The organism is Pedobacter paludisoli (genome assembly GCF_052344095.1).
Taxonomy (GTDB): Bacteria; Bacteroidota; Bacteroidia; order Sphingobacteriales; family Sphingobacteriaceae; genus Pedobacter.
Genome location: NZ_CP179926.1, coordinates 574,255 through 599,573 on the forward strand (window position 1 = coordinate 574,255; position 25,319 = coordinate 599,573).

Here is a 25,319-nt window from a genome sequence, read left to right on the forward strand (position 1 = left end):
AATTGCTAATTAAAAAACGCCGGTATAATTAAAAGGAGTAATGGTTCTTAATTGAACTTTTATTTCCTCCTGAACATCCAACGTTTCAATAAATTGAGCAATGCTTTCTGCATTTATTTTGCTGTTGGTACGCGTTAATTCTTTCAATGCTTCGTATGGATTTGGGTAATTTACGCGTCTCAAAACGGTCTGGATTGCCTCTGCAACAACCGCCCAATTCTCATCTAAATCAGCTTTTAAAGCCGCTTCGTTTAATAAAATTTTATTTAAACCACGTAAAGTTGATTGAATAGCAATTAATGTATGGGCCAACGGAACACCAATATTTCTTAAAACGGTTGAATCCGTTAAATCTCTTTGTAAGCGCGAGATAGGCAATTTGGCTGCGAAAAACTCAAAAAGTGCATTTGCAATACCGGCATTTCCTTCTGCGTTTTCAAAATCGATCGGATTCACTTTATGTGGCATAGCCGATGAACCAATTTCACCTGCTTTAATCTTTTGCTTAAAGTAATTTTTAGAGATATACGTCCAAATATCTCTGTCTAAATCAATAATAATGTTGTTAATACGTTTTAACGCATCACATTGAGCTGCAAATTGGTCATAATGCTCAATTTGAGTTGTGTGTTGCGCACGTGTTAAACCTAAGATATTATTTACTAGGTGATTAGAGAAATCAACCCAATTTATTTGTGGATAAGCAATGTGATGTGCGTTGAAATTTCCGGTTGCACCTCCAAATTTAGCACTGTTTGGAATGGCTTTTAGATTTTCTAGCTGAATGCTTAATCGCTCTGCGAAAACCAAAAATTCTTTACCTAACTTAGTAGGAGAGGCTGGCTGACCGTGCGTATGTGCTAACATTGGAATGTCTTTCCATTCGACCGCTAATTCATTAATCTTTTCAATTAACGTGGTGATTGCTGGATAATAACTTTCGTTTAGCGCTAATTTTACGGTGTAAGGAATAGCGGTATTATTGATGTCTTGTGAGGTTAAGCCAAAATGGATAAACTCTTTATAATCTTGTAATGCTAATGAATCGAATTTACTTTTGATGAAATATTCAACCGCTTTTACATCGTGATTGGTTACTTTTTCAGTTTCTTTAATTTCTAAAGCGTCAGCTTCGGCGAATTCTTGATGAATTTTTCGTAAAGCAGGGTATAATGTTTTATCAAAATTTTCTAAGCCTGGCAAATTAATGTCGCACAAGGCAATAAAATATTCAATTTCTACAAAAACCCGGTATTTTATTAAAGCTTCTTCAGAGAAATAACTAGCTAAACTTTCAGTAGTTTTTCTGTAACGACCATCAACAGGAGAAATAGCTTGTAGTGCGGTTAAATTCATTATGATTCTAATTTTGCGCAAATTTACTACAATTGATGGATTAAAAGGTCTTTAGCGCAAAAGAAATCTGTATAACCTGTAAAAAAAAATAGGCTTTGAATTTTCAAAGCCTATTTCGATTGTATTTTGCTTGCTAACTAGTGTTTAGTTGTATCAACCACTACTGAATCAGTTTTAGTTGAGTCAACTATTACAGAATCAGTTTTAGTAGAATCTACTACAGTTGTATCAACAGCAGTAGAATCAGCACCTTCAGCTTTTTTCTCTGAAGAACAAGCTACTACTGATAAAGATAACGCTAAAGCTAAGAAGCCTAATTTGAATGCATTTTTCATTTTTTTTCTAATTGTTTGGTTTTAAAATTAATTAATAGTACATATATACTGAATTAATTAAAAAAAAATAAAATTATTCGAGTAGAGAAATGGTGCTTTTTTAAAATTGGTTAGAATTATTCGTGAAATGGTGTAGATTTTTGGCTAAAAAAAAGAAAACCGCAATCATTACTAGATGATTGCGGTTTTCTTAAAGTCTTTTTTGATTCAGACTAGTGTTTTACTTCTTCAGTAGTAGTAGTAGTTTTAACAGTAGTATCAGTTACTGTAGAATCTTTAGTTGTAGTATCAACAGCAGTAGTGTCAGTAACGATAGTTGAAGAATCAGTTACAGTTGTGTCAGCACCTTCAGCTTTTTTCTCTGAAGAACAAGCTACTACTGATAAAGATAACGCTAAAGCTAAGAAGCCTAATTTGAATGCATTTTTCATTTTTTTCTAATTTTAAGTTTAAATATTTGTTGGTTAATACTCGTAATTAAAAAAGGTAACCCAAGTAAATTAAAAAAAAAATGATTTTTTTTAATTTTTTTATTTTGTTTGGTAGATCTAGCTGAAAGAGAGTTTCTTAGATGAAATAAAAAGGCAAAAAAAAAGGCTTCGCAAAACGAAGCCCTTTTCAAAATATTTACTAAAAATTAGTGAGCAACTGTATCAGCAGCAACTGAATCAACTTTAGCAGTATCAACAGTAACTGAATCAGTTTTAGTAGAATCAACTACAGTTGTATCAACAGCAGTAGAGTCAGTACCTTCAGCTTTTTTCTCTGAAGAACAAGCAACTACTGATAAAGATAAAGCTAAAGCTAAAAAGCCTAATTTGAATGCATTTTTCATTTTTGAAATTTTATTATTTTAATAATTAATTAATTTTCTTGTTAATGCCGCAAAGGTAAAAAGGTAACCCGATAATTCAAATTAAATTTGAAATATTTCTAAAAACCAAGCGATTTTGGTGTATTTCTTACACTAATGTTGATTTAATTTTCTGTAAATCAAATAATTATTATTTTTTCATTTTGTTTTAAAAAAAATTATTTTATCTGTGTACTGTCCGCTTTGTTGAGCGCTTTTTGTGTAGTATCTATCTGCGTGGTGTCTTGCTTAAGGCTATCAATGGTCAAACTGTCGGGCTGATTGGTCGTAGCTTGTTCCGCGGTTGCGCTTTGTCCAAAGAAATCGCAAGCTGTTAATGATATCGTAATGCTTAGTAGGATGAATCCATTTTTAATTAAATTTTTCATAATTTTTAAGGTTAAGTGATTGATTGTTTTTTAGCCTTTATGCGTATTTATGTAAAAAGGTAACCGTCTATTTTGGGGTAATTGAGTGCAAAAAATAAATATTTTTTTGATGGGTTACTCTTGCAGTTTTTGGTGTATTAACACCTTGTATTGATATAAATTTTTTTGTCTAATATTGGGTTACTATTTTAAAAAAGCAGTATTAACTTGTGAATAACGGTATAAAGAGTTCAGTTCCAACAGATAGAGAGGTTATTTTAGGTATCTTAAATAACTCCTCAGATACCCTTAATAAGCTATATAAAGCATATTTTGCAATGGTTTTGCAATTTATTTTGAGTAATAACGGCGACGAAGAGGATGCAAAGGATGTGTATCAAGAAGCCATTATTATTTTATATAACAAGGTTAAGGCAGGTAATTTTGAATTGAGCAGTAAGCTCAAAACGTTTTTATATTCGGTTTGCCGACGCATTTGGTTAAAGAAATTAAATCAAAGCAGTAAAAAGGTTGGCAATATTACCGATTACGAAGATGTTTTAGCGGTGGATGATGAGGTTGAACAACACGAAGAGAAGGATTTGCAATTTGTAAAAATGCAAGAAGCCCTGGTTCAATTAGGCGAACCCTGCAAAACCATTATTCAGGATTTTTATATCCAAAATTTATCGATGCAAGATATTTGTGAGAAGTTTGGTTACACCAATACGGATAATGCGAAAACGCAAAAGTATAAGTGCTTGCAACGATTAAAGAAAATATTTTTTCAACAATAAGAGTGAAATGAGAAACGATTTAGAGTTAGATGCAATTATTGAAGATTACTTATTAGGTAAACTTAATGCTGCTGAACACGAAGCTTTTGAGCAATTGCGCAAAAACGATGCACGAATAGATCATAAAGTGGTAACACATAAAGTATTTCTTCAAACAATGGAAGAATATGCCGAAGAGTTACAACTGAGAGCACAATTGGATGCTATTCACGCAGAAATTGACGTGGAGGCATTGGCTGATAAATTGCGCCCACATCCATCACGTATTGTTCAGTTTTGGCGTAGAAATAAAGCTGTTGTTGGTATTGCTGCTTCGTTTATTGTGCTTTCATTAGTTTCAATTTATTCTATTCAGCATTCAAGTAAGCAAGAAGATCGCTATGAGCAATTGAATAGAGAGATTTCTAAAGTAAAGAAAACGCAAACCAATCAAAATAACTTGGTTTTAGATTTGAAATCGAAAGTAAACAATGCACCGGTTCAAAATTCAAATCCAGGTGCTTATGGAGGTACAGGTTTCGCAGTTTCTTCAAATGGCTATATTGTAACGAATTTGCATGTAATCACAGATGGTGATTCTATCTTGGTACAAGATAATGAAGGAAAAAGCTATAAAGTGAAGGTTGTGCATAAAGATCCTGAGTACGACATGGCTATTTTAAAGATTATAGACAAACGTTTTAAAGGTTTATCATCTTTACCTTATACTATTAAGAAAAGCAATACCGGTATTGGTGAAAATGTGTACACATTGGGCTATCCTAAAGATGAAGTTGTATTCACTCAAGGCTATGTAAGCTCTAAAAATGGTTTCGTGGGCGATACAACACAATATCAAGTAGCTATTCCGGTAAACAGAGGAAATAGTGGAGGCCCGTTATTGGATAACAGTGGAAATTTGGTTGGTATTATCAGCGGTAAAGAAAGCAATGCCGATGGAGCTACTTTCGCCATTAAGTCGAAATATATTATCGAGGCTATGCGCGCCATTCCACAAGATTCTTTAGGAAAGAAAATTATCGCCAATCGTAAAAGTTCATTGACTGGCTTAAAGCGTACCAAACAAATAGAGAAGTTACAGGATTATGTGTTTATGATTAAAGTATATTAAGTAGACTCAAACCCCAATTAAATTAATAACGCTAAAGTCTTGTGAGTTTTAATCTTACAAGACTTTTTTTTAGCCGCCGTTGATTGCCTTAAGTGTCGATTTCCAAACCAAGGAAAGTGTTAAAAATGCAGCCGTAATTTCTTACATTTGCGTTGATGACATTACCAATTACCAATCACACTTTAGAAAAATTAGAACAACTCCTTTTTGTTATTGGCTATAAAGTTCGATACGAGAAAGGCAATTTTAAATCTGGTTCTTGCTTGTTGGAGCATAATAAGGTAATCGTGGTAAATAAATTCTCGAATCTAGAAGGAAAAATTGCTGCCTTGGTAACGCTTTTAAAAGAGACCAACGCGGATGAAAGCCTTTTTGATGATAAGCAAAAGCAATTTTATTTATACTTACAACAAATGGAATTATTTTAATGTGCACCCTTTTGAAACGAATAATGAATAGAAAGGAAGGCCTGGTATAATGAGAGTTACTTTTTTGGGTACCGGTACTTCTCAAGGCGTACCCGTTATTGCGTGTCCATGTGAAGTTTGTAAATCGCTCGATAAGCGCGATAAACGCTTACGTACTTCTATTTTAGTTGAATTAGGCGATAAAACACTTGTGGTAGACAGTGGACCCGATTTTCGGTATCAGCTGTTACGAGAAAATGTTCAGGATTTGGATGCGGTGTTGTTTACCCATGAACACAAAGATCATATTGCTGGATTGGATGATATTCGTCCTTTTAATTATCTTTTAAAAAAAGTGATTGATGTCTATGCGGTTGAACGTGTTCAAGCAGCGCTAAAAAGAGAATTCTATTATATTTTTGCCGATACAAAATATTATGGATTGCCTCAAATTGCCTTACATACCTTCACCAATGGTGAAGATTTTACGGTAGGGGAAACACAGATTACACCCATTGAAGTGATGCATCATTTACTCCCCGTAACGGGATATCGCTTTGGCAATTTTACCTACATAACGGATGCGAAAACAATTTCGGAGGAATCTTTTGAAAAAATAAAAGGCACCAAGGTATTGGTTATTAATGCATTGCAACGCGTTCCGCATATCTCACATTTTACCTTAGATGAAGCAATCGCGTTTGCGGAAAAGGTAGGGGCAGAAACAACCTATTTGACGCATATTAGTCATAATTTGGGGATGCATGAAGCGGTAGAAAAGGAATTGCCAGCCGGGATATTCTTAGCGTATGACGGTCTAAAGATTACCGTATAAAATTAATTTTTTCCCTCTTTCGTAAATCTAAAATTAATTTATATTTGCAGCATAAACCCGGGTGGCGAAATTGGTAGACGCACCATCTTGAGGGGGTGGCGCTGGCAACGGCGTGGCAGTTCGAATCTGCTTCCGGGTACAACAAAATTCATATTTGAATTTCCAAAGGCTTGCTTATATAAAAAAAGCAAGCCTTTTTTATTGATTTTCAGTTTATATGGATTTGGACAAAGATTCTGTTATAGCTCATTGAAATAATACATCGATATGTAGCAAGTAATGAAAAGATATTTGTGTAATTATACGGTTGGACTTGTAGCAGGATACGATTACTCCTCAATATTTTTGTTTTTATAATTGAAATGTTGATGGCAATCTGGATAGGAAGTAGCCTAAGTTAAGGCAGATTTTATGACTTGAGTAGATTATTCTTTCTTCCTGAAGATGTCTTTACTTTTTATCCAAAGGCAAAATTTTCTATAAATAGATCCAATTAAAAGTGTCGCTATTCAATAAACCATTAATCGTTGTGCTAATTGCTGATTAACATTGCGTTAATTTTTTATATTCCTTTTACGGGCTGATTGTTTTTTTTAACTTGTAGCATATTATCTGCTAGTTATTGATAGCGCTGGTTTGGCAAACTGAAACTCAATGCGTTCGTTTATGAAAATAAAATACCCTGTTGTCTCATTTTTATTTATCCTTTCTTTTTATGCTTCGGCTCAGCAAGCCGATATATCGGGCATCGATAAGGATACCATCACAACTTATTCTAAGTTTAAACATTTATATAATTAAGCTGGTAGAATGACGAAATACACATGCATGTTTAAACTTACTTTTTCTAAAATACAGTTAGCTTTCGTATTGTCTTGCCTCCTGTTGTTTGCGGTTAGCTGTAACGGAGGGGGTACCAAACAAAAGAATACGGTCAAATTAACCGAGAAACAAAAAGCGCCGATATTTCAATTACCTGCATCCATTGATACGGTTCAAATCGATAGCTTCCTAGTTAAGTACCCTGCCTTTAATGAATTTAGTGTTGAACTGAAAGAATTTTACCGTTCCAAATCTTATCAGTATGCTTGGTTCGACAATAAAGGTTTAATAGAGGCAGCGCAACATTTAGTTGGCTATGTGAAAGCGCCCCAGCGCGATGGAGTGCTGAAAAAAGCGGTCTATAGCAAAGAACTATTTGCGTTGATGGAACAGCAGATTTCGAAAAAATCGCCTCTATTGGATTTGGAGTTGATGCTGACTGCACAGTACTTCGGTTACGCCAAAAGTAAATGGGCGGGTGCAGAATTAAGCAAGGCCAAAGATTTGGGTTGGTACCTGCCCGAAAAGAAACTTTCTTATGCCGAGTTGTTAAATAAGCAACTGTCATCTACTGCATCAAGTATTGAACAGGATGCTGTAATTCCTCAGTATATCGCGTTGCGTAAAATGCTTAATCACTATCAGAAACTGGATGAAACACAAGGGGATGTTCTGGTACCAGATGATACGTTATTTAAGAAAATTTCCATTGGAGACACCCTAGAAAGTACGAAGAAACTTAGCGAACGTTTATATCAACTGGGCGACTTGAAGAAAAAATCTTCTTCCGGTATTTACGATCAGGATTTGGCTGATGCCGTAAAAAACTTTAAGAAGCGTCATGCTTTACGAGCCGATTTTTCAATCAATGCACGTTTTTTAAAAGAACTTAATGTGCCCTTAAAAAATCGTATCCAAAAGATGATGATCAATTTAGAGCGTATGCGTTGGATACCCTTAGGCGATCATGGTAGCAAGTTTATCTTGGTAAATATTCCGGCTTTCCAGTTGTATTATTACGAAGAAAATAAATTAAGCTGGACGTGTAATGTGGTTGTGGGTAAGGAAATGAGTCAAACCGTCATATTTGGAGGTAATTTGCAATATGTTGTTTTTAGTCCTTATTGGTATGTGCCGCAAAGTATTATTAAAAAGGAAGTTTTGCCCGCAATGAGAAAAGATGCAGGGTATTTGGACAAGCATCGGATGGAGTGGAATGGAGGAAATGTGAGACAAAAACCAGGGAAGGATAATTCCTTGGGTTTGGTGAAGTTTATTTTTCCAAATGATAATGATATCTATTTACACGATACGCCATCAAAACCATTGTTTAAAGAAGAGGTAAGGGCTTTTAGCCACGGTTGCATTCGGGTAGAGCAGCCAAAAGAATTAGCAAAGATATTGTTGCCCAATTGGACTTCGGATAATATCAATAAAGCAATGAATAGAGGAAAGGAGCAATGGATTACACTAAAAACAAAGGTGCCTGTGTATATTGGCTATTTTACGGCCTATGTAGATTCTGCAGGCCAATTGAATTTTAGAGGAGATATTTATCAAAGGGATGAGCGTTTGTTGGATATGCTGATGAAATAGAAAAAAGTTAATGTTCAACGTATTTTTCTGAAGGGGCTAGGTTTATTAGGGAGAAATAATAGATTCGCTGCGCGTACTTTTTAAGAAGCAGTTGCGTTTTTGCTAAAAAGTATATTTCCGAATGAAAGATTTTGAAGTTGAGATACAATCGCGCATAAACCATCGCTACTATAAATGAATTTTGATTTTTTGGATAACAAGTATATTAGGGTAGTTAATAAATTTTCTGACCTGGTGCATACCGAATTTCAAGGTACTACCAATGCCTTGTGTTGGCAAAGACATTTGCATGGGAATTTTAAAGAGCTGGTATCTAAACTCCCATCGGTTGAAAATTTGATGGAAGTGCAGCTCGAAGACCTTTTAGCGTTGCAGCTTTCTCCTGCTGGAAACGCAGCGAGAGAAATTATTTTACATGATTTAAAATTGTTAACGGATTTCGGAGCATCGCCTTCCCTTAATCTGATAAAAAATTATCCGCGTGATGAGGAATTCGATTTTATTTCAACGGATGTATATTCGTATCATGTTGACCGATCGCCCGTAGCAACGGATACCTATCTATGTACATATTACGGTGCTGCAAGTGATATTTTGCCGAACAAGGATGCTGAACAAAAGATTTTGATTCCTGAAATTCGCGAAAAACTTAAAGCACTCCATCAAACAACCGACACAACATTTGAAACCTTTCTGGAAACGTATTTTTTCGATTTGCATTATCAGGCGAAAGTGGATGCCAACCCGATAAATTTGGGCTTAGGACATCTATGGCGATTGGCAGTAGATCATCCCGGACAGTGCGTTTTACCCTGTATCCACCGTGCACCTATCGAAAGAGATGGCGAATACCGCTTGTTGCTCATTTGCTGAGAGAAAGAAAAAATAGTTTTTTTAATTGACCCTACTTGATTTTTTCTGCACTTAAGCGAGGACTTTTGTAGTAACTAGCTTAAGATGAAAACAATCAGTCATAGAGATGCTTGTTCAATAGTCATTTATCCTGTTGTAATTGTCTTTTTCGTTCAAAATTTAACATTTTTTAACTAGAAGTTAAAGCTCTGTATTTGCGTTTTAATGTATTGTATATTAATTGATTATGTTTTTATTGTAGTCCTTTTTTATTGCTTTTACTAAATAAATCAAACGTTTGCGCTTAGTTTGTGTAAGCGATTGATACAATTAAGAGCGTCATGGTAGAATGCATCTCTGCAACATTACTAGCTAGCTTACTTTTCTTTTATGAATTTTAATTATATGCTGATTTAGAGGAGTTTATACGTTTTTATTATTTATAAAACGTTTTACTAATTTAAATCATTTTTTTGTGGAGCAAAGATGGGACGCAATATTTTAGAACCTCTAAGCTTATCCTCATTAATTTATCAAACGTTTGCGTTGAATAAGGGGCTGAAATGCAATTTCAATATCTATATCTTAGGCTATGCAAAGACAAAGAAACTAACTAACTTTTTGTATTTGTAAAGAAAACTGTTTTATATAAATGAGTAAAGCGGTTTTTAGAAGAACCAAACCTAAGTAACGCATCATAAACAACCTAAAAGAAACTAACTAACTAAAAACCTAAAAGAAATGCATTAAAGAAAACTGATTGGAGAAACTGTCAGAAAGTGATCCCTATCCTCACTAACTAACTAACTAACTAACTACTAAAATAGTTCTTAAGTCATTATAGACGAAAAGAAGATCAATCATCCTTATTAATCCCAAAAAAATGTTCATAAGAGCAAATTTATGGCTATGGCTAAATTATGCCAAAAAAATTAAACAGCATCGGTTTACTTCTGCCGATCTAATTCCTGTCTTTTTATTTTCTAAACAAAAATTAAACACGCGTAAAAATGGTTAAAATTTACACAAGCCTTTGTAGTGCCTTGTTTTTATCTGTTTTTGGATTTCAATCGTTGCATGCAAAAGATGCATTGATAAAGCGTGAGAATGAGAATTTTTTCATTTTTCAGCAAGATACATCCAAAGTAAAGAAAGCAGCAGCTGCCAATTCTATTAAGGTCGATACAATTGGACAAATGCTAAAGGCATTGCAGAAATTCAAATCTGTTCGAGATACCATTAATATCCGTCAGGCAGCGGTAGTTCCTAATTTGTCGCTACAGCAAATAGTGAAAGGCAATTTAGCAGGGGTTTATGTTCAAGAACCAAATGGAGAGCCTGGAACCGAACAAAGCATTATTATTCAAGGTACTTCGGGTCTATTATTTACGAAAAAGGATATTTACGGGTTGCAGGCTGCGGTTTATTTAAACGGTGTCCCTTTGGTTCAGGATAATCCCTTTGCTTTTGATGTTCAGAAATATGATTACAATCGTATTGGCCCAGCAACCAATTTATTAAGCCAAATAAATATAGATAATATCCAATCCATAACTGTAGTGAAGGATCCTTTGGAGTTAGCTAAATTAGGTCCAAATGCTGCGAATGGGGCTATTTATGTGACTACTAAAAATGCTAAAAGTGGGGTAAACGATATTAGTGTGAACTCGTATTTTGGATTTGTTACGCCACCAAGTGTAAATACAGTAAATGGGGTGTACGAAAATAATTTTAGAAAGCCTTTTTATGAAAAATATGCATCAGCTGAAAATTACGCCAGTTACGCATCTTATTTAAGAGATTCTACGAACACTGCTTATTATGGTCCCTCTAATTGGAACGATTTATATTATAAAAATACACCCACTTTTTCTGGCGATTTAGGAATCACTGGTGGTACAGAACGGGCAAATTTTAGATTTTATGGATCAGGTACCAAAAATGCAGGGAATGCAGACAATACCAGTCTTAACCGTTACAATGTGTTTTTTAGTATCAACATGGCTCCATTTAAATGGTTAACCGTTTCGAGTAGTGTAAATGCATCGCGCTTAGATCGCTATAGAAATAAAAGTTTAAGAGATCGTTTTGCTGAAACCCGCTACATCCCAGATTTAAGCAGCCCATTATCGCCTAATGCCGCGGTATATTCAAGCTATCTGCAAGAAAATGAAAAGAACGTAGATAATAATCGCAATTCTATTTTAAACGGAAACTTAATTTTAAGTGCAAAGCTGAACAAGTTTACGATTACCTCGAGCCTAATTTTTGATTATAATGAAGGTATTCGTGATTATTTTACACCATCAACGCTAATGGATGGTGTAAGTTACGTTTCAAATTATTTTGGATATAGTCAACGGATATTACAAACGAATGCTGCTTCTTATAAATATGAAATTAATAAGGACCATGTTTTCGATTTCGAACTGGGAGAAAGCTTTCAGGGCGACACGTATAAATATAATTATGCAAGAGCTTACAATGGTCCAAATGATTATGTGAAGTTGAACTTTGTTGATGGTCGTGAAAAGATTAACGGCGAAGAAAATCCGGACTATTTAAATACGCTTGCAAGTGGTGGATTTTATGTTTTCAGATATATTGATAAAGAGCGTAATAACCTGTTGTCATTTTATGGCTCAGCAAAGTATAAGTATAAAAATTTACTGACTTTTAGTGCCTTAGTTCGTAGAGATGGATCTTCGAACGGTCAGCCAGATAGCCGATGGGTAACTACTCCTGCCTTTAATGCTAATTACAATTTGAAGGAGCAATTTTTCAAACAAAGTACTTTCTTAAGTGGCTTAAATCTGAGTGGTGGATGGGGTAGAAATGTTCAAATTTTCTTAGATGACAGATATGCCGCTGGTCCTCAATACCGCTCTGAAAATGGCTGGTACGAAGAACCAACTATTCCAGGCTATGCTGGTAGATTAGGTATTAACAGACCCTATAACAGTGGCTTTATTGGATATGGAATTACCTTACCTTATGTAGATAGAACCAATGTTACATTAGATGGTTCTTTCTTTAATGACCGTTTAAATGCAGCAGTTACCGTTTATAATCGCAATAATAAAGGTCAGGTAATAGCTGTACCTGTACCATTTGAAACTGGATATACCTCAAATTACCAGTCAGGAATGGATATTAACAACAAAGGGATAGAAGTATTATTAAATAGCTTAGTTATTCGTAGCCCAAAAGGTTTTAACTGGAATACCACATTCAATTTTGGCTATAATAAAAACAAGTTAACAGCCTTGCCAAACGGTTTAAACGAAGTAATCATTGGTGATAATAAGTTAGTTGTAGGCAAGCCGGTTGGTAGCTTTTGGTTATATAGCAACGAAGGAATTTATAATACCAGTGCAGAAATTCCAGTAGGAAGAACATTTAATGGTATCCCGATGAAAGCCTATCGTGTGGACAGATCTCTATGTGTGTCCCATCCTTCTTTTGCAGCCCTAAAGTATTTTAATCCAATCCAGATCGTAGTTATCCCTGGCGTTCTTTTGCTTTCATATCCTTTCCAACCTCCCATTCTAGCCAATCCCCATACATATCTTTTCAGATCTTTATCCTTATAAGGATTCTTCTGCTTCTGGGTTTTTCCTTCAAGTCTGATTATTTGTTCTTCCATAAATAGCTGTTCCTCATCATTGAAACATGTGTGTGCATCAATCGAGAGTTCTGGTTCAGCGTATGCTAGGCGCATTAGGAATAACTTTATCACCACTTCCATGATCATAAGGGTTTGTTTTCTGATAGATGAGGCATATTCTAATTCACTGGCTTCAATATTGTATCCTTCCTTTTTAAGTATCCGAAACACTTCTTCTATTGTCCAGCGCCAGCTATACCATTCTATGCATAACTTAGCCATAGAAGGCGTGGTTACTGCTATGGTGGTTAATAGCCTCCAACATATTTTATCTGCCCCACTATAGCCAACTTCTTTTGCTTCTATGAGATAAAGCTTAGTACTCGCTGGAAGCTCTTTACTTGTAGTGCCTGTTTTGCATACTTCTATTTCTTTATATCTGATTTCTATTTTAGCCTTTCTCTTTGGCCTTTTCTCTTTCGCTTCTACTACTATTTCATAAATATCCTGCACTTCTTGATTGGAAAGGCAGTCAAATAGTTTGCTTTTGTCTTTTAGTCTTCTGTTGCTTTTTGCACGTATTAAAAGGTCTGTTTTCTCATCGGGTATAACGGCAAATTGCTCGTATATATCTCCTTCTCGATCTTGTATAATCACCATTCCTTCAACACAAGAGGATAATGCTGTTTTTGTATTATTCGATGATTCTATCCATTTGTAAGATTCTTTTTCTGTAATGGGTAATTTACTGTATTCTCGCTCAAACTTTGAACGAAATTCCAGCGGTCTATTCCATAGTTTGATATCTGCATAACCATAAGGAGTTCCATTAACTGCATCCAGGACAAGACTCGGATGAAGCATAAAACCCAATCCGAAATCGCCCTTGGCATTGGTAGTGCCGATAAACGAATCTTTCTTTATTCTATTTTTATGGCTACTTAGGTTTATTTCTGTGGTATCTTGAATACAAACAACATATTTCCCGTGGCAAGCGGATTGGCAGTTAGAGGTTAAATTTGAAATGATGCTTTCTTCAGTTACACGATTATTCGATAAGAATCGATAAAAACCCTTTGCTTCTGCCTCGTCCTTGCTAAGCTGACGAATAGAGTGAACGCAATTTCTAAATAGGATATCTAAGTTCTTATTCCCTCGACGTATTAAACGTGAATCGGGCAAATTTGTAAAACCTCTTTTTTGCATATACAAAGAAACTAATTATATAGAAGATCTGTCCACACGATAGGATGAAAGCGGGGGATCCAAAATGGGTTGATTACAATGGCGACAATCGCATCGATACCAAAGATAAAATTATGACTGGTGATCGATTACCAAAAATTACGGGTGGTTGGAACAACACATTGGCTTATAAAAACTTCGATTTAAATTTCAACTTCATATTTGCATTGGGTCAGAAAGCGCTAAATCAATATGAGGCAACGCGCTATGGTTTTATTAATCGCGAAGCTGGAAATGATATTAACTCAGTTAAAGAAGTTTCTTCTTGGCAGATATTCGATAACGAAAAAACGTATCCTATATATAACCCATGGAGCGAAGTAGATGCGTATCGTGTGGATCAAGATCTGTTCTTGGAAAATGCATCATACGTAAAATTAAGGTCGGTAACCTTGGGTTACGACTTTGGTAAAAAGGTTCTTTTTCAAAAACAAGGTTCGCGCGTAAGACGAGCATATTTATACGCTACTGCGATGAACTTGTTAACCATTACTAATTTTTCAGGGGTAGATCCTGAACTGGTAAACTACAACGGATATTACGATGGGGCGAATTTAACAATCCCAAGAACATTTGTAATGGGCTTTAAACTGGATTTATAATATAAGTATAGAATTGATATGAACTATATAATCAATAAAAGGAATAGCATACATAAAATATCCATCGGGGCTTTTGTATTGCTAATGGTTTTAGGGAGCTTTTCTTGTAATAAAATCGATGATATACAATCAACAAGATTAGCAACAGAAGAAACGAATTGGAAGACGCTCGAAGATGCTAAAGCAAATTTACTATCGGTATACGGTTTAATGCGCTCAGCAACAGTGGCAGACAACGGGCACTGGTTAATGGGTGATTTAAGACAAGGTGATTTTAGTATTACCAATCGTGCAGATTTAAAAGCTATTGTAAATGGCCAATTAAATGCATCGTATCCAGTAATTAACAGAATTACAAATTGGCGTGCTTTTTATGCCGTGATTAATGCGGCTAGTCTTTTTATCGAAAGATCGAAAGAAATACAAGCAATTGATCCGAGATATTCAAAATTAAACAATGATGTAGACGTGGCACAAGCTAGAATCCTTAGAGCTTTTGCTTATTTCTACATGACCAGAATATGGGGCGATGTACCTTTGCTTACTTCATCGCACGATGGTGAGTTTATAAAACTACCTAGAACTTCGCAACAAAAGGTCTTGACTTTTGCAACGAACGAATTGTTGGCAGCAGCAAAAATAGTTCCTTTCAGATATGGCGGTACAGATCCCATTTATCCAGGTCTGTATTACGGTGCTAGCTGGGCTTCGTGGAATGGAAATATTTTTACCCGTATTTCTGCTTATACAATTTTGGCACATATAGCTGCTTGGCAAGGTAATTACATCGATTGTGCGGTGTATACAAAGTTTTGTATGGATAACTACACGCAATCTAATGGCGATGGTAGTTTTGGATTAAATTACCTCGATATAGATGATTTAACCGAAAATGGTCCTGATAGCCCATTTGCATTTAAAAGAGCAACGGTTGTTGTAGGTTTCCCTTTCGAATCGGGTACTGGTTTATCAACAGCAAACGGTCATATTGAGCAACTCACTTTGGCGACTCCGTTTATTCCAAAATCGCAGCCTGAAATGTTTGTTCCAAGAGATACCATTAGCAAAGCATTTTACGCAGCATCCGATTTACGTTTTAGTTTAGACCCGATTACAGGTTTGTATCGCACCAACTATTTTTATGGGATAGAATCGCAAAGACCAATTTTCAATAAGATTAAAGTTATTTATACCGCAAATACCTCAGGGAATTTAACCTTATTCAGCTCAACAATGGTGTTTAGCCGTTTAGAAGAAATAACCTTATTGAGAGCAGAAGCATTAGCCGTTTTAGGTCAAAAAGATGAAGCTTTGACCGCATTAAACAAGGTATGTTCTTCAAGAGGCTTTTCATTTACAATTACTTCGAATGCAGATTTATTGAAATTGATTTTTGACGAAAGAAGAAGAGAGCTCATGGGCGAGGGTTGGAGATGGTACGACATTGTTCGATACAATAGAATTAAAAATGCACCAGGTGTTTTCATCACGAAGAATGGAGTTCCAATGAGCTTTAAGCAATTCGAAACAGCCGGAGGTATTTACTGGCCTGTTTCTCAAGATGTAATTAATGCAAACGCGCTAATTACTCAAAATCCGTATTGGCAATAAACAACCTAATCTGATTTAAAATGAAAAATTTAGTATATAAAAACAACATATTTTTTCTGTTAGGACTTATTTGTTTGTGCTTTACTGCATGTAAGAAAGAAAATTCGGCCTACTATGATTATGTGAATACACAGCAAACTTTTAATGGTTCGGCTATGGACTATTTAAAAGCACAACCGAAGGGAACATTTGATTCTTTACTGGTGATTTTAAACCGTTATCCTTTTTTAATGGATTCATTAACCAACCAGAAAGTAACACTATTTGCACCTGTAAACAAAAATTTTGAGGAACCTATCAAGGTTTTAAACAGGGTACGCAAAGCGGAAGGTAAGACACCCGTTTATCTAGCCAATGCTGATATTAATGAATTGGGCTATATGCTTTTTAAATATATTATTAGAGGAAATAGAACGACCGATGCTTACATCAATAATGTAGATGGGATGGCTTTAACTTCGATAATTACCGAATACCCTATGCATGCAAAATATGTCAAGTTAAGTTCTTCTGGCTATGAAGCAGGTGGACCTGCTGTGTTGAATTTTAGTGACACTTTCGGTTCTATTTTTATCACAACTTGGATTACAACTACTACCAATGCGGTAAACATTAAAACAAATAACGCCACAATTAACATCATAACCCCGATACATATTTTTGGTTTTGATGAGTTTGTAGGTCGATTGAATAAATAAGATAGAAATGATGGAAAATATTCAATATAGATTAAATATATGTCTCACATTATTAATTGGGGGCATAGTGCTATCTGCTTGTAGAAAAAATTTGCCTGATGAAAGGTTATCAATAGCTAGCGATACACAGTATACACAATACTTATATCAACCTATTTTAGGTAGAAATACGCTATTTACCAATAATTTTCAGTACGGAAACTCGAGTAGACCTTTAGATTTTAAAATTGTAAACATGCGCAGTTTTACTGGAGAACCTGCTCCAGAAATGACGACGAATTACCCGGTAAGTGTTTGGAAAACCGCTTACGATGGTACTGAGAAATCATTAGCTGAAATTGAAGCGAAACGTACAATTGAAAATCATCCATTATTTGAAGTAAGGCCACATTCTGGTGAGTTTATTATGTGGGCAGCAGCAAATTCAAATATGATTAAGGCACAACCCGATTCGGGTTATGTTTTCGATGTAGAAATGTCGAATTCGGGTGGAAGAAAATACTTTCAAAATTTCCGTATTCGCCCATTACGTGAACGTCCTTACGAGCCATCTAATTTAGATCCTATAACCGGACAAGGTACAAGTGTATCCGTTAATCCAACGTCTATTAATATAACAGGTTCTCGTGGACAGCCTCTTAATACTATTAATGATGTAGATGTGCTGTTTAAGAAAGCAGGTAATGGAAACAGCCTTACCTTCAAATTTGTAGATAGTTTATCAAATCCTATCGACCCGAATAAGTTTGCAACTACCGATTGGGCCAATTTAGTACACGGCTTTAACATGGTTAAAGATGCCACGAAAGTTAAATACGATGTAGCTTACCCGATTCCATGTAGTAGTTACCCAACCAAGTATACTACGCTTTCGGGCAGTCAGGCAAAGGTTATGTTCAGATTTGAGAGGCTAGCCTATGGTAACATATTACAGCAATGCTATTTGGGCTTTAACTTTAATATTTATGAAAAAGGCGACTGGGAGATAACCTTCTGGTTTAAGAGAGATAAACCAAAATTTGAGAATGATTAATGGAACAGTATAAACTAAAACAAAACATATTTCCGATGAAGTATTTTTACATCCTAGTTATTTTATCGATTTTGGGTTTTCAAAATATAACAATGGCTCAGCAACGGATTGTTGTAACGGGCGTTGTATTAGATGGTACTTCAAAATCAAAAGAAACCATACCTGGAGTTACTGTTTCGAGTGGAGGCAGTCATGTAGGCATGACTGATAACAACGGTAAATTTAAGGTAACGGTAGCGAATAATGCCTCTTTAACATTTACGTATGTAGGATTTCAGTCAACAACAGTTAAAGTAAATAACAAAACGAATATTTCGGTTACATTAAATTCAGATGATAAAACCTTAAGAGAAGTAACTGTTACCGCAGGTTATCAAACTAAAACTAAAACCTTAATGACAGGTTCGGCGGTTACCATTTCAGGTAAGGAGATCCAAGGCCAACCTGCTGGTGATGTGGTATCGTTACTACAAGGTAGGGTTGCGGGTTTGAACATTCAAAACAATACTGGTGCGCCAGGTTTTAGAGGAAATGTAACCATTCGTGGTATTTCTAATATAGACGTTTCTGGTTCAGGTAGTTCTACTTTCTTAACGCCTACTTCTCCTTTGTATGTGATTGATGGTGTACCTGTTGATGATAATACAAACTATTCGTATGGTTTCCAACAAGCAGGACCTGGCGTATCACCAGCGTCTCAAATCCCACCAGAAGATATTGAAGACATTACGGTTTTAAAGGATGCCTCGGCAACATCGTTATACGGTTCTAGGGGTGCTTATGGTGTAATTTTAATTACAACTAAACGCGGTAGTTCGAAAATTCCTATCATTCGTTACAACGGTAGTGCATTCTTATCTACGGTACCACAATTACGTTCGGTAATTGGTGGTAAAGGAGAACGTTTGTTACGTGTTGATCAAATTTTAAGATACGATACCAGTTATAACCACGCAGTAGATTTAATTAATTCTACGCCCTTTTTGTCGGATAGTTTAAATGCCTATTTCAATAATTCGACTGATTGGCAATCTTATTTTTATCGCCCAACCTTAAATCAAACCCACAATTTGAATATTTCGGGTGGAGATACTCAGTTCAATTATAAAGTAGCATTAGGGATTTTTGACCAATCAGGTATTCAAGAAAACACGGGTTATTCGCGTTATAATTTAAATATGAATATGACCTATGCACCTAGTAGAAAGTTTAGATTAGAAGGTCAATTGAATAACTCGATTCAGAAGCAGCGAATGGGAAGCGGAAATGGGCTCGAAAATACGGGCATTGCAGAGGGTAGTGGAGCATCGTCGTTGCTACCTGCACCATCACTCTATTCGTCTGTAAACTCGGTATTGGGTGCGCTAACGACCGATAATGATAATAAAGTTTTAATTACCACGGCAAATTTAAATGCACAATATGAAATTTTGCCAAACTTTAAGTTAGCCTCCTTTTTAAATTATAATGGCAAATCGAGTACACAGGATAATTTTTCTCCGGCAGCTTTAAATTCAAATCAATCAGAATATTATACCTATAACAGTTTAGAGACTACCTTATACAATCGGAATCAATTATCCTACTATTACACACTTAACGAAGCACATAATTTTTCGGTGTTTGCGTTTTCCGAGCTAAGAGCATCTTTTTTTAAAGCAGATGCAATCTTAAATGATAAAGGTGTAAACGACCAATTAAGAGGGCCGTTGACCAATATGACGGACTATTTAACCTCAAAAGGTGGTACAATAGACTATACCGATTTAAGAACGGTTGGATTTGCAGGTGCCTTTTCATACAACTACAAAGAGAAATATGTATTGGATGTCAATTACCGTATTGATGGGCTTTCAACCAATGGTCCCAATGCTGGATATAAGAAGAATCCTGCAGTAGCTTTTAAATGGAATTTTGATAAAGAATCGTTCTTAAGTGGTTTAAAATGGTTAAGCTTTGGCGACATCCGTTTAAGTTATGGATCGAATATTGTACCGAATGGAAACATTTATCAAGCATACGGTAAATATACAGGAGGTTCTCGCTATAATAACAGTTCGACTGTTGTTTCAGATTTAGAATATTTGCCAAATTTAAGTTTAGAGCCAACAAAAGCTACTACGTATAATGCAGGTTTTGATTTGGGACTATTCCATAACAAGATTAGTCTATCGATGGATACCTACTACAAACAGACAGATAATATTTTTCAAAAGAAAAATTTATCTACGTCAACCTCTTACGAGAAAATTGGTGGTACAGAAATTAGCAATGTTAACTATGGATGGGAGTTTCAAGCTACCGCGAGACCATTAAGCAACAGAAGTCCATTTAAATTAACTTTGACGGGTACATTAGCCATTAACCGCGAGGTTTTAGCCAAGTTACCTGATGCTTTAAGAGAAATGATATACTTTGATCAAGGATTAGGCCAGGATATTTATTACCGTTTAGGTATTAACTCATTATCAAATTATCTTTTTAATACAAAAGGTGTTTATTCTACCAATGCTCAAGTTCCTGTAGATCCTGTAACAGGTTTGCCTTATCGCGTAGGTACCAATGGAATTTTGAACTATTTCAAAGCAGGAGATCCAATATTCACCGATTTAGATGGTAACTATATTTTGGATGGAAATGATAGAGTAATTGCGGGTAACTCGCAACCACAAATTACGGGTGGTTTTACAAGCTTGCTCCAATATAAAAACTGGAGTTTAGAGATAAACACTTCGTTTACATTTCAACGCGATATATTGAACAATAGTTTAGCCGCTCAATTCGCACGTTTTAAAGATCCTACCATTTTAGGGAACTTAGTACCGCTATCAGAATACAGTTATTGGGCTGCTCCTGGAGATGTGGCAACCTATGGAAATCCATTGGATTTTGTTCGTGCCCAGCTTCTTGCTCCGTTTAGAACGAATCAGACATTGTTTCAAGAAGACGGCTCGTATTTTAAAATTAACGCTGTAAAAGTTTACTATATGTTTAATCAAAATTTTACCAAACGCTTAGGGATGAACAGAGTGAGCGTTAACGCAACTGCTTCCAATTTAGGTTTTATAACCCGTTATTCGGGGCCTAACCCAGAAAATGTGACAGCTTTAGGTAGAGATGATTCTGGTGGTTACCCGTTGGCTAAACAATTTGCTTTGGGCTTAAATATTGAATTTTAAATAGGAAATTATGAAACTGAATAATAAAAAATATTTATTGCTGGCTTTGTTAGTATTATTTATAACGCCAGGATGTAAGAAATTTCTGAATGTAGAACCTATTGATGCCTTATCTGGAAATAATTTTTGGCAAACAAAAGCAGATGTGGAGGGCTTTACCAATGGAATTTATTCTAGATTAAGAAATAAGATAGGAAGTCAAGTGATGATGCCTGCCCTTGATATAAGAGCTAACTTTGTAAAAGTTGTTGCTACCATCGATAATAACGGTAATAATACATTTAATAATTTAATTTCCAACAACTTAAAGTCGGTCTCTACCGGTACAACTACATACGATGTAAGGTTACAGGCTATTATGAATTGGAAAGCTTGGTACGATATAATTGCTGCTTGTAATATCTTATACTACGAAGTGGATAACGTTCCGGCCGGAAATTTATCTACTGCTGAGAAAAATAAATATAAAGCAGAAGCTGTTTTTATGCGTAACCTAAGCTATATGTTTCTGTGTAAATTATTTGGCGATGCTGTTTATTATACAGAGGCTTATAATGGTAAAGCATTGCCTCGTACTCCGCAATTAGAAGTAATGAAGAAATGCATTGCTGATATGAGTGCTGCAAAGGATGATTTACCTATTGCGTATAGTGACCAATCTTTAATTGGCTTTAGACCAACTAGAGGAAGTGCAGTTGCATTATTAATGCATTTGAATATGTGGGCAGCAGCTTGGGATAATGGTGATAAATCTGTGTATTATACTGCTGTCCTAGCACTTGCAAAAGAAATGGCTACGTATACCAATTATACATTATTGCCAATTAACGATGAAAATACAAGGAAAATCTTTAAAGGTCGTTCAAGTGAAAATCTGTTCGGTGTTTTGCAAGAATATAATTATGGTGAAATTTTTAACACCTATGCAAATTATACGCACTTCTTTTCACATTACCCTTATCGTGGAACGGCAACTAAAACAACGAGTTTTATGACCTATGAAAAAGATTATATAACAAAGCTTTTTCCAGCAGGTACAACGGATGCTCGTTTAACTTCTTGGTTTGAAAATTACAGTGCAGATAATAACACTTTTCAATTTAAGAAATACAGCAACATTTACGGCCTAGGAACAGGAGCAAGTTTAACAGCATATAGCGATGATAGTGCCATTATTTTTAGGTTGCCGGATGTATTATTATTGGCTGCTGAAGCTGCTGCTGAGTTGAGTGATGATGCGACCGCGCAAGGGTATCTCAATCAAGTTAGAGCTGCTGCGAATGCGCCCACTATTAATACAAGTGGTGATGCATTAAAGGATGATATTTATAAAGAGAGATGTAGAGAGCTAATTGGAGAAGGACAGTTTTTCTTCGATTTAGTTAGAACAAAAAGAATCATCAGTACTGAGTATTCTAAAGCGGTTGTAAGCGTAAGTAATTTTAATGCTGGAGCCTGGACTTGGCCATTGATTATTAGTGCTACCGAACGTACAGCAAACCCTAATCTCGTTGGTAATAATTTTTGGAATTAATAATATGAAACTACAAAACAAAAATAAATCGCTTTTATTAATGCTAGGCATAGCTTTAATGCTGTTTGCAAGTTGTAAAAAGTATTATTATGATACAGGTGTGCACGAAGCAAAATATAATGGTACTACCATGCAGTACATGAAAGAAAAGGCACCTTTTTTCGATAGTACCCTTACCGTAATAAATTTAGCAGGTATGAATGATGTATTGGATAAAGAAAATGTAACTTTTTTTGCTCCGCCGAGTGGCTCTGTTTACAAAAGCATCAAAAGATTAAATAATTATCTAAAATTTAATGGAAAGGATACCGTTTCTCAACTCAAACAGATAAAGCCTGAAGTATGGAAAAGCGTACTTTCTCAATATATTTTTAAGGGTGTAAACTTATTAAAGGATTACCCACAAAAAGATACCCTTTCTTATTTAACCTATCCAGGACAAAATTACACTTCATACGGAGGACGCATTATGAATGTTGGCGCTATTTTTAACGATGCAGCAGGAGTAAAGTATGCAGGTTATCGCCAGTTGTTTTTATCGTACATTCCTGATTTGTCAAATCCACAGGTAGCTTTGCAGAATAATCCAGTGGCAACATCTGATATACAAACGACCAATGGTGTAATACATGTATTAACGAAAGTTAAACACAATTTTGGTTTTAATACGGATACGTTTATAGATCAGGTAGTTGCTTCGGGTATTTTACCTCCAACACTCTAATTTATTTATTATTATTTTTAATCAACGGATATATGTTAACTAACATAAAATATAAAATAAGCTTATTAGTTGTAACGGCAGTTTGCTTGATAGGCTTACTAGCTTCTTGTGAAAAAAGCAAGGGACTAGCCGATGATCCATATGCAGGTGGTAAACAGGTTTTGGGTATTACATTTATTTCTAAAACCACTGATCCCGATATTGTGAATGTAGGTTCAACCTTAAATCTGCAGGTAAATGGTTTACTTAAATATAAGGACGATTTTAAGGTTTATGTAAATGAGATAGAAGCGGAAGTGGTGAATTATACGGATAGTACTGTACAATTTAAGGTTCCTATAAACGCAAGTACAGGAAGTGTTTGGATTACCGCTCAAGGGCAATCTTTTTTCGGACCTGTAGTAAAAATTGGTGGTAAAGTATCAGTAGACGGAAGTTTTAAAGTTATAAATGGAGCGGGAACTATCAATAATGGATTTGGATCTTCCACTGTTTTTGATGCTGAAAAATTGCCCTCAGGTCTTTTTTGGCTAACGGGTTCTTTTACGAGTTTCGAAAATAAAGGTACCGATGTACTTCCAAACGGGGGTATTGCTCAAATAGATGCCGATGGTGCTTATACAACCTCAGGTGTCGCATTTGGAAAAGGTGTAGTTGGAGGTCTTCAAACCATTTTTTCTATTAACCGTATTGCAACAGGAGATCAAGCTGGAAAGTTTATTGTGGCAGGCCATTTCACCAGCTATAACTCAACACGAAAAAATCGTCAAGTAATGAATAACATTACACGATTAAATGCCAATGGAAGTTTAGATACCATTAAAACCAGCGATAGAGATGCTTTGGGGAATTCTTTAGTCCCAATTGTAAATCCTAAGCCCGCTGAAACATGGAAAAATGCCGATACTGTACCTGCATTTAATGCTGGGGTAGATGGATTTGTAAGAAAAACATTTGTTTTTGGTGAACAGATTTATATTGTTGGAAGTTTCCAAAATTTCAAAAGAATCTATTATCCAAATTCTACGTATGATGAGAAGGTTTACGATGTAACCAGAATGAAGCAAATTGTACGCGTAAATGCAGATGGGTCAATGGATTCTACTTTCCACTACAACAAAAACACCCGTCAAAGTGCCGAAGCGGGTAATGGAACAGTAATAGATGCCACCATGCAAGCAGATGGTAAACTTATATTAGTTGGAAGCTTTACAACCTTTAATGGTGTTATGGCCAAGGGGATTGTTCGTTTAAATTTAGATGGTTCAGTTGATCCATCTTTTAATGCAGGAAGTGGAGCCAATGGCGATGTTTATTCGATCAGATACAATGCTACTACGAATAAGATCGTTATTTGTGGTAATTTTACTTCTTTTAACGGAAAGCCTTCATCTGGTTTAGCCTTGTTAAATGCCGACGGATCAACAGTTTCTACTTTTGCTGGAGCGACCATAACGGGGGGGATTGCAACTTTTGCAGCGCAACTTAATAATGGTAAAATTTTAGTAACCGGTTCTTTTAATCGTTACGGAGATTACCTACGCCAAGGTTTTATGATATTAGAGTCGAACGGTCAGTTGGCTGTGGGTTATAACAATACTGGAGGTTTTCAAGGAAGAGTGTATGATATGATTGAAACACCTATCTCAACAGGTTCTCAAGTTATTCTGGTAGGAGATATCTATAGGTTTAATACCATGCTACCACATAATGTATTACGAATAATCATTTCTAATTAACTGAACAACTAATTA

At 35.5% G+C, this 25,319-nt stretch carries 21 protein-coding genes, 1 tRNA gene and 1 pseudogene; 17 read left to right on the forward strand and 6 right to left on the reverse strand.

Features of this window, described 5'->3' with window-relative positions; all coding sequences use genetic code 11:
• Window positions 1-9: 9 nt before the first annotated feature.
• The 5 genes from purB to ACJVDK_RS02380 form a co-directional block, all read right to left on the reverse strand.
• On the reverse strand, window positions 10-1,356 hold the full coding sequence (gene purB, locus ACJVDK_RS02360; RefSeq protein WP_443938683.1) for an adenylosuccinate lyase: 1,347 nt from the start codon (window positions 1,354-1,356) through the stop codon (window positions 10-12).
• Window positions 1,357-1,493: 137 nt separating this feature from the next.
• Window positions 1,494-1,691: a hypothetical protein gene (locus ACJVDK_RS02365; protein ID WP_443938684.1), complete on the reverse strand. Its 198-nt coding sequence runs from the start codon at window positions 1,689-1,691 to the stop codon at window positions 1,494-1,496.
• A gap of 212 nt (window positions 1,692-1,903) precedes the next feature.
• A complete protein-coding gene (locus tag ACJVDK_RS02370) occupies window positions 1,904-2,122 on the reverse strand; it encodes a hypothetical protein (RefSeq protein ID WP_443938685.1) in 219 nt (72 codons plus the stop codon).
• 206 nt (window positions 2,123-2,328) lie between these two features.
• The gene (locus tag ACJVDK_RS02375) at window positions 2,329-2,526 is read right to left on the reverse strand and encodes a hypothetical protein (protein WP_443938686.1); all 198 of its coding nucleotides are present in this window, start codon (window positions 2,524-2,526) and stop codon (window positions 2,329-2,331) included.
• 197 nt (window positions 2,527-2,723) lie between these two features.
• Complete coding sequence (locus ACJVDK_RS02380; protein WP_443938687.1) at window positions 2,724-2,933, reverse strand: hypothetical protein; 210 nt, start codon at window positions 2,931-2,933, stop codon at window positions 2,724-2,726.
• A 209-nt stretch (window positions 2,934-3,142) separates the two neighbouring features.
• Between ACJVDK_RS02380 and ACJVDK_RS02385 the strand changes: the two genes are divergently transcribed.
• The 9 genes and pseudogenes from ACJVDK_RS02385 to ACJVDK_RS02425 form a co-directional block, all read left to right on the forward strand.
• Window positions 3,143-3,709: an RNA polymerase sigma factor gene (locus ACJVDK_RS02385; protein WP_443938688.1), complete on the forward strand. Its 567-nt coding sequence runs from the start codon at window positions 3,143-3,145 to the stop codon at window positions 3,707-3,709.
• 7 nt (window positions 3,710-3,716) lie between these two features.
• Complete coding sequence (locus ACJVDK_RS02390; protein ID WP_443938689.1) at window positions 3,717-4,820, forward strand: trypsin-like peptidase domain-containing protein; 1,104 nt, start codon at window positions 3,717-3,719, stop codon at window positions 4,818-4,820.
• Between the two features lie 155 nt (window positions 4,821-4,975).
• Window positions 4,976-5,248 (forward strand): hypothetical protein, encoded by a 273-nt coding sequence (locus ACJVDK_RS02395; protein ID WP_443938690.1) that lies wholly within the window; start codon window positions 4,976-4,978, stop codon window positions 5,246-5,248.
• 49 nt (window positions 5,249-5,297) lie between these two features.
• Window positions 5,298-6,062 carry an MBL fold metallo-hydrolase gene (locus ACJVDK_RS02400; protein WP_443938691.1) on the forward strand — a complete coding sequence of 255 codons (765 nt, stop codon included), beginning with the start codon at window positions 5,298-5,300 and terminating at the stop codon, window positions 6,060-6,062.
• A gap of 55 nt (window positions 6,063-6,117) precedes the next feature.
• Window positions 6,118-6,201: transfer RNA gene (locus ACJVDK_RS02405), tRNA-Leu, on the forward strand.
• Between the two features lie 527 nt (window positions 6,202-6,728).
• Window positions 6,729-6,863, forward strand: coding sequence for a hypothetical protein (locus ACJVDK_RS02410; RefSeq protein WP_443938692.1), 135 nt, complete (start codon window positions 6,729-6,731; stop codon window positions 6,861-6,863).
• A gap of 9 nt (window positions 6,864-6,872) precedes the next feature.
• The gene (locus ACJVDK_RS02415) at window positions 6,873-8,480 is read left to right on the forward strand and encodes a L,D-transpeptidase family protein (protein WP_443938693.1); all 1,608 of its coding nucleotides are present in this window, start codon (window positions 6,873-6,875) and stop codon (window positions 8,478-8,480) included.
• 174 nt (window positions 8,481-8,654) lie between these two features.
• Window positions 8,655-9,353, forward strand: coding sequence for a DUF1826 domain-containing protein (locus ACJVDK_RS02420; protein WP_443938694.1), 699 nt, complete (start codon window positions 8,655-8,657; stop codon window positions 9,351-9,353).
• Between the two features lie 1,175 nt (window positions 9,354-10,528).
• Window positions 10,529-10,933, forward strand: a pseudogene (locus tag ACJVDK_RS02425) (TonB-dependent receptor plug domain-containing protein); the annotation flags it as partial.
• A 1,820-nt stretch (window positions 10,934-12,753) separates the two neighbouring features.
• Here the strand turns inward: ACJVDK_RS02425 and ACJVDK_RS02430 are convergent.
• A complete protein-coding gene (locus tag ACJVDK_RS02430; protein WP_443936453.1) occupies window positions 12,754-14,145 on the reverse strand; it encodes an IS4 family transposase in 1,392 nt (463 codons plus the stop codon).
• Between the two features lie 44 nt (window positions 14,146-14,189).
• Here ACJVDK_RS02430 and ACJVDK_RS02435 point away from each other — a divergent pair, with 44 nt between their 5' ends.
• From ACJVDK_RS02435 to ACJVDK_RS02470, 8 genes are read left to right on the forward strand one after another with little or no spacing between them, the layout of a single operon-like run.
• The gene (locus ACJVDK_RS02435; protein WP_443938695.1) at window positions 14,190-14,786 is read left to right on the forward strand and encodes a hypothetical protein; all 597 of its coding nucleotides are present in this window, start codon (window positions 14,190-14,192) and stop codon (window positions 14,784-14,786) included.
• An 18-nt stretch (window positions 14,787-14,804) separates the two neighbouring features.
• Complete coding sequence (locus ACJVDK_RS02440; RefSeq protein ID WP_443938696.1) at window positions 14,805-16,397, forward strand: RagB/SusD family nutrient uptake outer membrane protein; 1,593 nt, start codon at window positions 14,805-14,807, stop codon at window positions 16,395-16,397.
• A 20-nt stretch (window positions 16,398-16,417) separates the two neighbouring features.
• A complete protein-coding gene (locus ACJVDK_RS02445; protein WP_443938697.1) occupies window positions 16,418-17,095 on the forward strand; it encodes a hypothetical protein in 678 nt (225 codons plus the stop codon).
• A gap of 7 nt (window positions 17,096-17,102) precedes the next feature.
• The gene (locus ACJVDK_RS02450; RefSeq protein ID WP_443938698.1) at window positions 17,103-18,128 is read left to right on the forward strand and encodes a DUF5007 domain-containing protein; all 1,026 of its coding nucleotides are present in this window, start codon (window positions 17,103-17,105) and stop codon (window positions 18,126-18,128) included.
• 35 nt (window positions 18,129-18,163) lie between these two features.
• Window positions 18,164-21,307: a SusC/RagA family TonB-linked outer membrane protein gene (locus ACJVDK_RS02455; RefSeq protein ID WP_443938699.1), complete on the forward strand. Its 3,144-nt coding sequence runs from the start codon at window positions 18,164-18,166 to the stop codon at window positions 21,305-21,307.
• 10 nt (window positions 21,308-21,317) lie between these two features.
• Window positions 21,318-22,841 carry a RagB/SusD family nutrient uptake outer membrane protein gene (locus ACJVDK_RS02460; RefSeq protein WP_443938700.1) on the forward strand — a complete coding sequence of 508 codons (1,524 nt, stop codon included), beginning with the start codon at window positions 21,318-21,320 and terminating at the stop codon, window positions 22,839-22,841.
• 4 nt (window positions 22,842-22,845) lie between these two features.
• Window positions 22,846-23,565 carry a fasciclin domain-containing protein gene (locus ACJVDK_RS02465; RefSeq protein ID WP_443938701.1) on the forward strand — a complete coding sequence of 240 codons (720 nt, stop codon included), beginning with the start codon at window positions 22,846-22,848 and terminating at the stop codon, window positions 23,563-23,565.
• A 32-nt stretch (window positions 23,566-23,597) separates the two neighbouring features.
• Window positions 23,598-25,304 (forward strand): DUF5008 domain-containing protein, encoded by a 1,707-nt coding sequence (locus tag ACJVDK_RS02470; RefSeq protein ID WP_443938702.1) that lies wholly within the window; start codon window positions 23,598-23,600, stop codon window positions 25,302-25,304.
• The last annotated feature ends 15 nt before the right edge of the window (window positions 25,305-25,319 follow it).